At 50.1% G+C, this 12,933-nt stretch carries 12 protein-coding genes; 7 read left to right on the top strand and 5 right to left on the bottom strand.

The annotated features are described in order from the left end of the window. Window positions 1-50: 50 nt before the first annotated feature. Both NWF35_RS14620 and NWF35_RS14625 read right to left on the bottom strand, forming a co-directional pair. A complete protein-coding gene (locus NWF35_RS14620) occupies window positions 51-890 on the bottom strand; it encodes a glutamate ABC transporter substrate-binding protein (protein WP_301240090.1) in 840 nt (279 codons plus the stop codon). Window positions 891-905: 15 nt separating this feature from the next. Next, on the bottom strand, window positions 906-1,634 hold the full coding sequence (locus NWF35_RS14625) for an amino acid ABC transporter ATP-binding protein (protein WP_301240142.1): 729 nt from the start codon (window positions 1,632-1,634) through the stop codon (window positions 906-908). Window positions 1,635-2,280: 646 nt separating this feature from the next. Here NWF35_RS14625 and NWF35_RS14630 point away from each other — a divergent pair. From NWF35_RS14630 to NWF35_RS14640, 3 genes are all read left to right on the top strand, one after another. Then, on the top strand, window positions 2,281-3,519 hold the full coding sequence (locus tag NWF35_RS14630; RefSeq protein ID WP_301240091.1) for a cation:proton antiporter: 1,239 nt from the start codon (window positions 2,281-2,283) through the stop codon (window positions 3,517-3,519). 63 nt (window positions 3,520-3,582) lie between these two features. Next, window positions 3,583-4,197, top strand: coding sequence for a DUF5819 family protein (locus tag NWF35_RS14635; RefSeq protein WP_301240093.1), 615 nt, complete (start codon window positions 3,583-3,585; stop codon window positions 4,195-4,197). Continuing rightward, window positions 4,194-5,597: a DCC1-like thiol-disulfide oxidoreductase family protein gene (locus tag NWF35_RS14640; RefSeq protein WP_301240095.1), complete on the top strand. Its 1,404-nt coding sequence runs from the start codon at window positions 4,194-4,196 to the stop codon at window positions 5,595-5,597. Before NWF35_RS14635 ends, NWF35_RS14640 begins: the two co-directional genes overlap by 4 nt. A 25-nt stretch (window positions 5,598-5,622) precedes the next feature. Here NWF35_RS14640 and pruA read toward each other — a convergent pair whose 3' ends face one another. Further along, window positions 5,623-7,170, bottom strand: coding sequence for an L-glutamate gamma-semialdehyde dehydrogenase (pruA, locus tag NWF35_RS14645; RefSeq protein WP_301240096.1), 1,548 nt, complete (start codon window positions 7,168-7,170; stop codon window positions 5,623-5,625). A gap of 183 nt (window positions 7,171-7,353) precedes the next feature. On the opposite strand from pruA, the gene NWF35_RS14650 reads away from it, so the two are divergent. The 4 genes from NWF35_RS14650 (at window position 7,354) to NWF35_RS14660 (ending at window position 10,518) form a co-directional block, all read left to right on the top strand. Then, window positions 7,354-8,274, top strand: coding sequence for a proline dehydrogenase family protein (locus tag NWF35_RS14650; protein WP_301240097.1), 921 nt, complete (start codon window positions 7,354-7,356; stop codon window positions 8,272-8,274). Window positions 8,275-8,471: 197 nt separating this feature from the next. Beyond that, window positions 8,472-8,912: a VOC family protein gene (locus tag NWF35_RS16895; RefSeq protein ID WP_363321625.1), complete on the top strand. Its 441-nt coding sequence runs from the start codon at window positions 8,472-8,474 to the stop codon at window positions 8,910-8,912. A gap of 12 nt (window positions 8,913-8,924) precedes the next feature. Beyond that, window positions 8,925-9,689, top strand: coding sequence for an SDR family NAD(P)-dependent oxidoreductase (locus tag NWF35_RS14655; protein WP_301240098.1), 765 nt, complete (start codon window positions 8,925-8,927; stop codon window positions 9,687-9,689). Between the two features lie 205 nt (window positions 9,690-9,894). Continuing rightward, window positions 9,895-10,518, top strand: a complete 624-nt coding sequence (locus NWF35_RS14660) for a LysE family translocator (protein ID WP_301240099.1) — start codon at window positions 9,895-9,897, stop codon at window positions 10,516-10,518. Between the two features lie 209 nt (window positions 10,519-10,727). Here the strand turns inward: NWF35_RS14660 and NWF35_RS14665 are convergent, their stop codons facing one another. Together NWF35_RS14665 and NWF35_RS14670 are read right to left on the bottom strand one after the other, a co-directional pair. Then, window positions 10,728-11,420: a response regulator transcription factor gene (locus NWF35_RS14665; RefSeq protein WP_494515713.1), complete on the bottom strand. Its 693-nt coding sequence runs from the start codon at window positions 11,418-11,420 to the stop codon at window positions 10,728-10,730. Continuing rightward, complete coding sequence (locus NWF35_RS14670) at window positions 11,398-12,924, bottom strand: sensor histidine kinase (protein WP_301240101.1); 1,527 nt, start codon at window positions 12,922-12,924, stop codon at window positions 11,398-11,400. The genes NWF35_RS14665 and NWF35_RS14670 overlap by 23 nt, the downstream gene beginning before the upstream one ends. Window positions 12,925-12,933 lie beyond the last annotated feature (9 nt).

The raw sequence follows: 12,933 nt of genomic DNA on the forward strand, positions 1-12,933 counted from the left end.
TTGCCTCCTCACGGAATGAACAGACACACCCTAAATAGATGTACGCTTGATCATGGAGCTTTTTGCACTGCTTCTGCCGGAATATGGGCCGGCGGGTTCTTTTTGAACCACTTCCGATAGAGTTTCTGATAGGTGCCATCTTTCATGATTTCGTTCAAGAAATCGTTCACCGCTTTCAACAGATCCTTGTTCCCCTTTTTCACCGCCATCCCGTACGGCTCTTGCGTAAACTGCCCGCCGACGAGTTTGAAGTGGGTGGGGTCCTGTTGCTGCATTCCCATCAAAATACTGTCATCGGTCGTCACGGCATCCGCTTGACCGCTCTTGAGTGCCGTGAACGCATCGGCATAGTTTTCATACTCCTTGATCTTCACACCAGGTACCAATTTTTGCAGGTTCCGGCCACTCGTGGCTCCTTTGGCCGTGGCCACCACTTTTCCATTCAAAGATTTCAGCCCCGTGATCGGACTGTTGGTCGGTACCAGCAAGGATTGTCCAGCCATGAAATAGACGCGGGAAAAATCCACCTGTTTCTTCCGCTTGTCGGTGATGGTCATCGTCGCCGCGACCAAGTCGATATCACCGCTTTGCAGCATCTTGATCCGCGTTTTGGAGGTGACCTCCTTGAACTCCACTTTCTTTTCGTCGCCCAGCAATCTCTTGGCAAACTCGCGCATCAAATCGATTTCAAATCCTTTCACTTGACCGTCAGCGGGATCTTTGTAGCCGAACAGGTTGGTGTCATACTTGACACCGACGACCAATTTCCCCCGCTTTTTGATCGCCGCAAGCGACGAACCGTCGGCCGAGCTTCCACCACCGCAAGCCGTCAGGGAAAACGCCAACACCGCGGACAGACAAAACACCAACCAACGCTTCCAAAACCGCATCGAATTCCCCCTTTTTTAATGTTTCAGAATTCTACTTAAAAACTGCCGGGTTCGTTCTTCTTTTGGATTGTTGAAAAACGTCTCCGGCTCGGATTCCTCCAAAATCCGTCCTTCATCCATAAAGATCACCCGATCCGCCACTTCCCGCGCGAACCCCATCTCGTGGGTCACTACCACCATGGTCATGCCTTCTTTGGCCAGCGTTCGCATCACGTCCAGCACTTCACCGATCATTTCGGGATCGAGTGCGGAAGTGGGCTCGTCGAACAACATGATCTTCGGTTTCATCGCCAATCCTCTGGCGATCGCGACGCGCTGCTGCTGGCCGCCCGACAATTGGGAGGGATAGGCGTTGGCCTTCTCTGGGATTCCTACTTTTTGCAGGTAAAATTCCGCAATCTTTCGCGCTTCCTCTTCAGGCATTTTCTTTACTTTCATCGGGGCGAGCATAATGTTTTCCAACACCGTTTTGTGAGGATACAGATGAAAGTGCTGGAAAACCATGCCGATTTCCTGTCGTGCTTTGTTCAGATTGGTTTTGGGGTCGTTCATTTTTACCCCGTCCACGATGACTTCGCCCTCAGATACCGTTTCTAACTGATTGATACAGCGGAGCAAGGTGCTTTTGCCCGATCCGCTGGGTCCAAGAATCACGACCACTTCGCCCGCTTGGATCGTCAAGTTGATGTCTTTTAGGACGTGAAAATCTCCGAACCATTTGTTGACCTGGCGGAACTGAATGATCGTACATCCCTCCATTGCAGACAATTTTGAAATCAATATGAGGAATGAGGAAGAAAAACACTATCCGTAAGGTGAATATACCCATTCCTCCCTCCCAATGTCAAGGAATGAATCCGATTCTTCTGTCTTATCGGAAAGAAATGAGGTTAAATGAGCGAGCTTTGGTTATGTTACCAAATGACCCCATCATTGTCCGACAAATTGTTCATCATTAAGGTATAATCAGATTGGCACCTGCACATGCAATCGTGATCTTCCCCCGACTGAGCGACTTGAAACCATCCGTTTCAGGTTGGCCTTTTCGCGCTGCGGGGCGAAATGGAACACGGTCCGCCGAGCCATTCATGTATGAAACAGGATAGAAATGGAGACGCACGAAAAACGCCTTTAGGGCGTGTCTGGTAAATCCGTGAAGGAGAAAATGCTCTCCCAGGTGAGCGAAGACCCGGAAAGCGCAGAAATGAAATCGCGAGCAACCACCTCTAAGCGAAGCGTACTTTGCCCGCATCCTGCGCTTCGGGTCGGAGCGGCCATGACCCGCTTCCTTGCAGGGCGTAGGTGGAGCCAACCGGGAAAGCAATTGGACAGTATTACCAGACTCACTCTTGAAGAAACAACCAGTCGAACCTCAGAAGGAGTCAGCACGATGAAATCCGAAGTTATGGAAATCGCACAAACCGAAATGTACATGTTTACCATGGTCTTTCTGCTCGGGCTGATCGCTACCCGACTGGCACAACGAATCCGCATCCCCGATTTCGTATTATTCCTGATACTTGGCATGCTCGTCGGTCCGGCGGGATTGAACTGGATCGTACAACCCGGCAACTCTGTGGCCTATCAGTTCATCATTTTGATCGGGTCCACGTTGATCCTGTTTGAAGGGGGGCGTGCGATTCAATTTTCCGTGTTAAAGCGCGTATGGATCACGGTGACCCTGTTGTCCGTTCCCGGCGTGCTCATCACTGCTGCCATCGTGACAGTAACGGCGGTCGCCTTATTGAAACTGCCGGTCCTGTATGCCGCCTTGTTGGCAGCAGTGATCGCATCGACCGATCCGGCGACATTGATCCCCGTCTTCCGCCAAGTGGCGGTGGAACCCCGGGTACGTCAAACCGTTGAGTCCGAATCGGCTTTCAATGATGCCACCGGCTCGATTCTCACCTTCACTGTCTTGGAACTGATCCTCGGTGAAACCCGTTTTTCCGCCATCGATACCATTTGGAGTTTTGTTCGCGAGGCCGGTGGCGGATTGATCATCGGCATCCTGATTGGCTGGCTGGGTTTGTTGGTCACATCCGAGCATCGAATAGGTGTATTTCGCCGGTATGGTACAGTCGTCAGCCTGCTGGTGGCGATCGGTTCCTACTTGGTGGTAGGATCGATCCACGCCAGCGGTTTTATGGCTACTTTTGCCGCGGGCGTCGTCTTCGGTAACCCAGATCTGTTCCGGTTGCGCATCCCGGAAGACACCGTTTCGGAAATCGTCTTATTCGGAGACACTGTCACATTGCTGTTGCGCAAACTGATTTTCGTTCTGCTCGGGACCCAAGTCAATTTCGCTGTATTGTCCCAATACTGGTGGCAAGGTATACTGGTCGTGTTTGTGTTGATGTTTGTTGCCCGTCCGCTTACCGTGCTGGCATGTACCCTGCCCGACCGACTCGCGCGTTGGCGGTGGCGGGAGGTGTTGTTTTTCTTTTGGGTGCGGGAAACCGGCGTGATCCCTGCCGCACTGTCCGGCATGATCGTCGGTGCCGGTGTCGCTCATGCCAACGTGATTGCGGCGGTCACGTTTATCGCTATCCTGTTTACTATCGTGCTCCAGGCGAGCACCACCGGCGTGGTCGCCCGTTGGCTCGGAGTGGCTGTAGCTAAAGAATGAACGCTTTTTGTTTCCCAAGTATGGTAGGATGAAAATTGAACCTTCCCGGACGAGGTGAGGTCCGTGAAATGGAAAACCGCTGTATTGAGCGCTTGGATCATCGGACTGGCGTGCTTGTTGGGCTTTCACTTCGGCATGACCGCATTGTATCTGGCACCACCCAACCCGATCAAACAAGCATGGTTTGAGCCCATGATGAAATATATGGACCCTTTGTTCATGCAGAACTGGAAATTATTTGCTCCCAATCCTGTCTCCCAACACCAGAATATCTTCGTCAAGGCGAAGTGGAAGGATCCTGAGACCGGCCAGATCAAGGAGACCCCTTGGCGCGATGTTTCCCAGCCCCTGATCACCCATATCCAACAGGACCGTTTTTCCAACGACGGACGTTTGTACCGGTTTCAATACACTGCCATCACCTGGTTCACCGACAAAGACCAAAACCGCAAGGCCATGGGTGAACATATGCTGGAGCGAGTGGCCGCCAACGCGATCCGCGACTTTCCGCACCGGCCCCACGTGCTGCAAGTAAAAGTGCGCATCGTCACGAACGTATTTCCGCGGTTTTACGAACGGCACAAACCTGATCGCAAGGGTACGTTTTACTACCGCGAAACGGATTGGATGAACGTTCGTCCCATCGATGCGGGAACTACGGGAGGGAACTTCCGATGACCACCCGGATCTTTCGCTTTCTCACCAAGGAACATGTATTGATCGGAGCCAGTCTGGTGCGGATCGCCGTCGCTGTGGCTATTCTCTATTACTTACTCTCCAACTATACCGACCGCCATTTGTTGTGGGGCATTCACGGCATTTGGCCATACGAAGACTTTTTGCGTTATCTCCGGGAGCGTCACACCTTTTCGCTTTACCAACTCAGTGCGGATCGCATTTATTTCGAATGGGTATATCATGTGACCATTTTGGTCGCATTGGCCTACCTGATCGGCTACCGGTCACGGGTCACCGGCGTACTGCTCGCGGTGCTGTATTGGTCCCTGTTCATCCGCAACCCTTATATCACCAACGGTGGGGACAACGTTCTCCGATTGGACCTGTTTTATCTCATGTTCGCCAACACCGGCGCCTATTTCTCGTGGGATGCCCGCCGTCGCCGGAGGCAGCTGGATCAAACGGCCGCCTCCCTCCCGCGCCAGATGCTGGCGGTTCTTCACAACGCAGCAGTACTAGCTGTCATGATCCAACTGGCCATGGTGTACTTTACTTCGGGTATGTATAAAGTGATGGGCAGCATGTGGCAACACGGAACAGCCATCTACTATGCCACGCGGGTCAACGAGTTTTACTGGCCCGGTTACAGCGAGTGGATCTGGAAATATGATATTGTAGTGGTTCTGTTGAGCTATGCAACCGTATTATTTCAGGTCTCATTTCCTTTTTTGCTGCTCAATCGCTATACCAAATACGCAGCTGTCTGTTTCGCCGTCTCCATGCATATCGGAATCGCCATGTTCATGGGACTGATCGAATTTTCGTGGGTGATGATCGGCAGTGAGATGATTTTGCTGACCGACCGCGACTACCGACGAATCGGCACAGCCTTCAGATGGGTGGGAGATCAATTGAGGCTAGGATGGGAGAATTGGACCCGATGGATCGGAGAACAGAATTGGGTGCAACGTCACCGTGTCATCGTGTTTTATGACGGATGGTGCCCGTTTTGTAGACAAAGTGTGGATACGGCCCGCAAACTGGACTGGTTCTCCCTGCTTTCGTTTGTCTCGTTCCGGGAGCCGGGCGTCATCGAACGATACGGATTGGCGGCGGAAAAAGTGGAGAAACGCTTGCACAGTACCGCCGACGGCCGACATTTTCGTGACGGGATTGACGGTATCATCCAGATGTCCTCCCGCCTGCCACTCCTGTGGCCCTTGGTGCCACTGATGTGGATCGCGCGCCGGATCGGAATGGGCCAAAAAGTGTACGATTTTATCGCCAGCCGACGAACGGTGATTCCTGCGGGAGGTTGCGATGATACTTGCCCTGTCAACCCGGCAGAAAAAGAGACTGCATCCGCCAGCGAAGAAACCGAAAACCCCGGCAAGGCATAAACCTGCCGGGGTTTTGCTTATGGCATCAGAACAGCTCAGAGACCACTTTGGCTTGGGTGAACAAGAGCAGGTAGTCGCGGCCGCCCGCTTTGGAGTCAGTACCGGACATATTGAAACCACCGAACGGATGCACACCCACCAATGCACCGGTACATTTGCGGTTGAAGTACAGGTTGCCAACATGGAACTCTTCACGCGCTTTTTCCAGGTTGGCGCGGTTTCTGGAAATAACGGAACCGGTCAACCCGTACTCGGTGTTGTTGGCAATTTCCAGCGCATGATCAAAGTCTTTCGCCTTAATGAACGCCACTACCGGACCGAAGATCTCTTCCTGGGCGATCCGGGCGTTCGGGTCCACATCGGCAAAGATCGTCGGTTGAATGAAGTACCCGTTTCCTTCGGCTTTTCCGCCACCGATCACCAAACGGCCTTCCTGTTTTCCGATCTCAATATATTCCAGGATTTTCTTATAGGCGTTTTCGTCGATCACCGGACCCATATCGATGCCGAATTCACGCGCTTCGGCCACTTTGAGGTTTTTTACTCTCTCGGTTACTTTGGCCAACACTTCGTCGTAGACGTCTTGATGGACGATCGCTCGAGAGCAAGCCGAACATTTTTGACCGGAGAACCCAAAAGCCGAAGTGACAATCGCTTGCGCAGCCAGATCCAGGTCTGCCTCTTTGTCCACGATGATAGAGTCTTTTCCACCCATCTCCGCGATGACGCGCTTGATCCATTTTTGCCCTTTGGCCCGTTTGGCAGCCAGCTCGTTGATGCGCAGCCCCACGTCACGGGAACCGGTGAAGGAGATGAACCGTGCCAACGGATGTTTCACCAAGTACTCACCCACGACCGGTCCGGATCCGGGCACGAAGTTGACAACGCCCGCCGGCAGACCGGCTTCCTCGAGGATTTCCATGAACTTGGCAGCGATCACCGTCGTCGGACCGGCTGGTTTCAGCACCACTGTGTTACCCGCGACAATCGCGGAGGAGGTCATGCCGACCATGATAGCCAACGGGAAGTTCCACGGCGGGATAATGATCCCCACTCCCAGCGGAATGTAGGTGAGTTCGTTGTCCTCTCCCGGAACGCGGGTAAGCGGTTGCCGTTCGCTCAGACGAATCATTTCACGACCGTAAAACTCCAAAAAGTCAATCGCTTCGGCGGTGTCGGCATCGGCTTCCGGCCAGGATTTGCCCGCCTCGAACACCATCCAAGCAGAGAACTCATGTTTTTTCCGGCGCAAAATGGACGCCGCTTTGAACAAAATCCGGGCACGGGCTTCAGGAGAAACTTTTTTCCAAGTTTCGAACGTTTTCGCCGCCACTTGGATGGCTTGTTCCGCGTGCTCTTCCGTGCCTTTCGACGTGAATCCGACTACTTGATCCACATTGGACGGGTTGATGGAGCGGTACTTCTCTTCGGTTTTGATCCGCTCTCCGCCGATGATCAAGTCGTATTCGCGCCCCAGTTCGGATTCCACTTTAGCCAGTGCCTCTTCAAATGCGCGTCGGTTTTCTTCTTTGGAGAAATCGGTGAAGGGTTCATTGCGAAATTCGACTACCAACGAAAACGCCTCCTCTTATCCTGATTTGCCTCCCTTATTGTACCCTACCTCATAGAAAATCTTCAAATCGTTTGAATGATAAAAAGGATTGCAGATCACCCATGCTAGTGTATAATGAAAACGGTTTAAAGGTGAATGCTATGACTATTATATACAATTGACCTCGAAAAAGGAGGGATGAGGATGTCCTTCTCACGCAAAGCGGTCCTAACAATTGCTGGAAACCCTCTCGTCACGAGATTTGTTTCCAAATACGGATTGAAGCTGGGGGCATCCCGTTTTGTCGCAGGGGAAACATTGGACGAAGCGGTGGACATCGTCAAAAAGCTGAATGAAGAGGGCTTGGTCGTCACTTTGGACTTGCTGGGTGAAAGTGTGACCACCGAGGAAGAAGCCCGGCAAGCCACCGACGCCATTTTGGCGATATTTGACGCCATCGCCCAAAGCGGTGTCCATTCCAACGTCTCCGTCAAGCTGACCCAACTGGGATTGGACATCAGCTACGACTTCTGTTTGGAAAACATGCACCGAATTGCGGCCAAAGCCAAAGAAAAGAGCAACTTTGTCCGCATCGACATGGAAGATTCTCCTCGAGTGCAACAAACGATCGATCTCTTCAAAACGCTGGTCAATGAATACGGGAAAGAACATGTGGGCCTTGTCATTCAATCCTATCTGTACAGATCCGAATCAGACGTCAAAGAGCTGGGCGAGATGGGCGTCAATCTGCGGATTGTCAAAGGAGCCTATAAGGAGCCCAAGGATGTAGCTTTCCCGGACAAAAAGGACGTGGACGAAAACTATCTCAAGTTGGTCGCTATGCACCTGAAAAACGGCTGCTACACTGCCATCGCCACCCACGACGAAAACATCATCAACTGGACCAAACAGTTCGTCAAGGAAAACAACATTCCTGACGACCTGTACGAATTCCAGATGTTGTACGGGGTGCGCAACGGACTGCAGCGGCAACTGGTGGCAGAAGGCTACAAAGTGCGGGTGTATACACCGTTCGGGAAAGATTGGTATCCCTACTTCACGCGCCGAATCGCCGAACGCCCGGCCAACGCACTGTTCGTGCTCAAAAGCTTTTTCAAGGATTAAAAAACGCGGTATTAACCAATCACGATTTTGGGCTGTTTTCCCTCTCGGTCCTCTTCCACAAAGCTCAAAGATTGCTCGTTGGAAAACGGCCACCCTTTTTTAGGGTGTGTCTGGTGGATACTGTCCACATTGCTTTCCCGGCTCTGACAAGGTGGCTGGATGGATCAGGCCGCCTTTTTTTGTTTTTTCGTTACAGCGTGATCTACATAATTCCTATAGGGATTCAAGACCATGATGACGAATGGAAGAAAAGGACGATCCTTCTATGGAGGTGGGGGAACATATCCTCGCTGTTTCAACGGGTCGACACGGTATTCTGCTATGTTCAAGACTTGGAACAAGCAAAAAGGTGGTATCAGGATGTATTCGGATTCTCTATTCGTTTTGAAAATGACGATATCTGTTCCCTGAATATCAGTGAAACACCACTAACCCTGATACAATCCCCTCCCGGTGAGCCGTTCCAACCTGCCAGGCGGGCGTTTTTCAATTTTTACGTCTCCGATACAGAGATGGCGAGAAACCATCTGCTGAAACATAATGTAATCGTAAGTGAGATTTTCGATGACAAAGATGTAAAATGGATGTGGTTCCAGGACCTCGATGGCAACCGCATCGAGATTTGTTGTTTTTCGTAAGGAGGAAACATCATGCGACCGGTTGCCCTTATCACCGGAGCATCGTCGGGGATTGGCCGCGCGTTTGCCGAGGAGCTGGCGAATAGGGGATATGATTTGGTGCTGGTCGCCCGCAGAACCTCCTTGCTGCAAGAGGTGGCAAACTTCGTCGAACAACGGGGGGCGAAGGCAAATGTGATCACGGCCGATTTGACCAACGAGGATGAGGTTGCTCGGATCAGTCAGTGGATGACTCAGCATCAAATCGACCTGCTCGTCAACAATGCGGGAATCGGGCTGTACGGGCCTGTCATTCATACCGATGCGCGCTTGGAACAGGCGTTGGTTCGTCTTCACATCCAAGTGCCGTTGGCCCTCACCCGTGCCGTTTTGCCTGGTATGATCACACGAAAGCAGGGCGGGATCATCCAAGTGTCCTCCTCTCTGGCCTTTTTCCCCACTCCCTACATGGCCGTATACGGAGCAGCCAAAACTTTTTTGCTTCATTACACAGAGGCGTTGGCTGAGGAGCTGAAAGGCACCGGCATCACCGTAACCGTTGTATGTCCGGGCAGTACCCAAAGCGAATTTGCGGGGCGAACGGGGATTACGCAGCCCTATGCCGTCCCTGCTGAACAAGTGGTGCGGGAGGCACTTGACGGATGGGAACAACAAAAAACGGTCGTGGTGACCGGGGTCCGCAACCGCTGGATCACCAGGTTGCCCCGCTTCTTGTCGAGGAAAACCATGCGGCGGCTCATCGCTGTCTTTTTCCGTGATCGAAGGCCGGATCGTTGAAGGTCCGGATCGCCGTTCATTCACATGATGGTTGGCTCTATCTGATACCGGTTTGAATTGGAGGATAAACGAACGGTCTTACCTATGATCTCCTCCACGAAGATTGTTGAGGTAACCACCAAATATTAGAATATCCCTTGATCCATGCTCATCCGCACCATGATATCGGCGTATCCTTCCATCCTTGAATGCGAGGTGTTGCACAATGGACACCGTCCACATCCTGTATTTTTTCACCGCTTCGGTGGCCATCACACTGATGCCCGGCCCCGACATTTTGTTCGTGATCGCGCAAAGCATGAGCCGGGGAAAAACCGCCGGGATCGCCACTGCTCTCGGTTTGTGTACCGGATTGATCGTTCACACACTGGCCGCCGCCCTAGGTGTTGCAGCGATTTTGCACCAATCGGCGATCGCGTTTGCCGTTTTGAAGTACGCCGGGGCACTGTATCTGCTCTATTTGGCTTGGCAGGCGGCGCGGGAAGGAAAAGCAACGTTTGACCTTCCACAAGCGGAACAACGTCCGCACTGGGCTCTCTATCGCAAAGGGATTTTCATGAATCTGCTCAATCCGAAGGTATCATTGTTTTTTCTTGCGTTTTTGCCGCAATTCGTCCCCCCGTCTGCGGAGAACGCCGTGTGGCCGATGATATTGTTGGGCTTCCTCTTTCTCCTGCAAGCATTGGTGGTGTTTACCGCTGTCTCCATATTTGCCGGTATGATCGGGCAACGATGGCTTCGGCGCCCGGCCGTTGCGAGACATGTCAACAAGGTGAAGGCGGCCCTGTTCGCCATTTTGGGAATCCGGCTCGCCCTGATGGAGCGTTGAAGACGTTTCCCTCTCAGTCAGATGTCTTCATATTTGAAGCCATCATTCCCATTCCAGGGCATCCGGGCAGTTGAAGGATACGCGACTCATTCATATGCTCGGGGCCCTTCGCTCCGTTTCCACCAGTAAAGAAGCCTCTTAAGAGATAAGATTGACATTGCCGCGCTTCGCCGCATAAAGTGGGCTCCGATTCATTTGGCCCAGTATTGCTAAACATTAAACCGATAGCCGGCTCCCCAAATCGTTTCAATATATTGTGGGTTGGAAGGATCCATCTCAATTTTTTCTCGTAATTTCCTGATATGAACGGTTACGGTAGCTACATCACCTTTCGCATCCAGTCCCCATATTCTTTCAAATAAGTGTTCTTTACTAAATACACGATTGGGATTTTCAGCTAAAAAAACCAATAAATCAAATTCCCTGGTAGTCACTTTTACTTCTTTGTCATTGACAAAGACCCTGCGTGAAGCTTTATTGATATAAAGTCCTCTGATTCGAATCTCATCTCCTTTTTTTGCCTCTCTGGCTCCAGTTAACCGCTCATATCGTGAAAGATGAGATTTCACTCTTGCCACTAACTCACCAGGACTAAACGGTTTTACAATATAATCATCTGCCCCCAGACCAAGACCTCTGATTTTATCAATGTCCTCTTTTTTGGCTGTTACCATCAATATGGGAATGTTTTTATGGTCCCGTACTTGTTTACATATTTCAAACCCATCCAATTCGGGCAGCATCACATCCAAAATCAATAAATCATAGGGAGTTTGAAGTGCTCGCTGTAACCCTTTTTTCCCTGAGCATTCAATGTCCACATCAAAACCATTGATTTCCAGATAATCTTTCTCCAGCTCCGCAATGCTTGCTTCATCTTCAATGATCAGGATCCTTTTCAAAACTACCACCCTTTGTTCTTTTCGATGCTTTTTGTAGTGTAAAAGAGATGGTCGTTCCTTTGTTTAGTTCGCTCTTTGCCCATATTTCACCTTTGTGCTCTTCTATGATCTGTTTCGCAATCGCAAGCCCCAGACCACTCCCTCCTGTCAGGCTATTTCTTGATTTGTCGATCCGGTAAAATCGATCGAAGATGAATGGTAAAGCTTCCGGATCGATTCCCGGTCCGTTGTCTGTAATTTGAATCACGACTTTTTCAGGTTTGTCTATGAGACTGAAGCCGATTTCGCCTTTTGTTTTGTTCATAAATTTAACGCTGTTTCCGATGATGTTCATGATGACTCTTTTTAATTTTTCTCGATCAGCAATCACGATTGTGGGAGCGATTTTCCTTGCCCATTTTATTGAAATCCCGTGTTTTTCTAAGTCAAATTTCACTTCTTCAATACACTCGTCCAGATACTTCACGATTTCCACATGTTCAAAGAAAAACGGCAACTTCTTTAGATCCAACTTCGAAAATAAAAATAACTCATCGATTAATTGATCCATATCTTCCGCTTTTTTGGCGATGATGGAAAGATATTTTTCTATCTTTTCGGGAGTATCTGCCACTCCATCCCGAATCCCCTCCACATATCCCTTAATGGCGGTCAGCGGTGTTTTTAAGTCATGGGAAATATTCGAGATTAATTCCTTTCGATTTTCTTCGTATTGCAGTTGCAGATCGATGGACTCCTTCAATTTTTGTCTCATTTCTTCAAAGGCGAGGCTCAGCTCTCCCAATTCATCCTTGGATGTGGGGACGATTCGAAAGTCCAGGTTTTCTTCTTTGATCTGTTCCGTTGCGTGTTTTAAGACGTTTAAAGGTTTGAGAATGCTTCTGGAAACCAGATAAGTGAGTAATCCATTGGTAACTGCCAAAGCCAGAAATAAGGTAATAATAATGGTACGAAAAAATTTTCGCGCTAAATGAGTGAGCGTGCTAACATCCCGCAAAATAAAGATGGTCATCACTTGATGATCTTGGGTGAAAAAATCGTATTGCTTATAAGAGTACCAATGATGATGAACTCTGATCTCATGATGTTCATGTTCATCCTCTTCATCGTTCACTTTTTTTTGAAAAACAGGGGGAAGTGCATGAATGATCGCAGGATCTCGGAAAAATGGGGATGTATAAACCAGTTGACGACCTTGTCGAATGATCAGTCCAGATTGAACTTTGTTCAGTTCTCGATCCATGCCTCTCAGGAATCGAGGATCTTCCAGTTTTTGCGGCGCATATTTTGCAACATCCTTCAACTCTGTAAAAAAGATATCATCTGCATAAATTAATCGTGTGATGGTATGAGGTTCTTTCAAATCAATATTATAGAACCTCGTTGTATTCTTGATATCGCCGAAAAAAGCAAAACCCATCATCAAGATAGCGATCAAAAACAAGAATACGGGAAGAATCAGCATGACTATATACGATAGCAATAATTTCACGCGAATCGACAAACAGAATCC

The sequence above is a fragment of the Polycladomyces subterraneus genome (assembly GCF_030433435.1).
Classification (GTDB): domain Bacteria; phylum Bacillota; class Bacilli; order Thermoactinomycetales; family JIR-001; genus Polycladomyces; species Polycladomyces subterraneus.

What these genes read in the sequence shown, in the direction of transcription:
- NWF35_RS14630 (WP_301240091.1), top strand. Translation starts at nt 2,281, where the DNA reads ATGAAATCCGAAGTTATGGAAATCGCACAAACCGAAATGTACATGTTT.
- NWF35_RS14640 (WP_301240095.1), top strand. Translation starts at nt 4,194, where the DNA reads ATGACCACCCGGATCTTTCGCTTTCTCACCAAGGAACATGTATTGATC.
- NWF35_RS14655 (WP_301240098.1), top strand. Translation starts at nt 8,925, where the DNA reads ATGCGACCGGTTGCCCTTATCACCGGAGCATCGTCGGGGATTGGCCGC.
- NWF35_RS14650 (WP_301240097.1), top strand. Translation starts at nt 7,354, where the DNA reads ATGTCCTTCTCACGCAAAGCGGTCCTAACAATTGCTGGAAACCCTCTC.
- NWF35_RS14620 (WP_301240090.1), bottom strand. Translation starts at nt 890, where the DNA reads ATGCGGTTTTGGAAGCGTTGGTTGGTGTTTTGTCTGTCCGCGGTGTTG.
- NWF35_RS14660 (WP_301240099.1), top strand. Translation starts at nt 9,895, where the DNA reads ATGGACACCGTCCACATCCTGTATTTTTTCACCGCTTCGGTGGCCATC.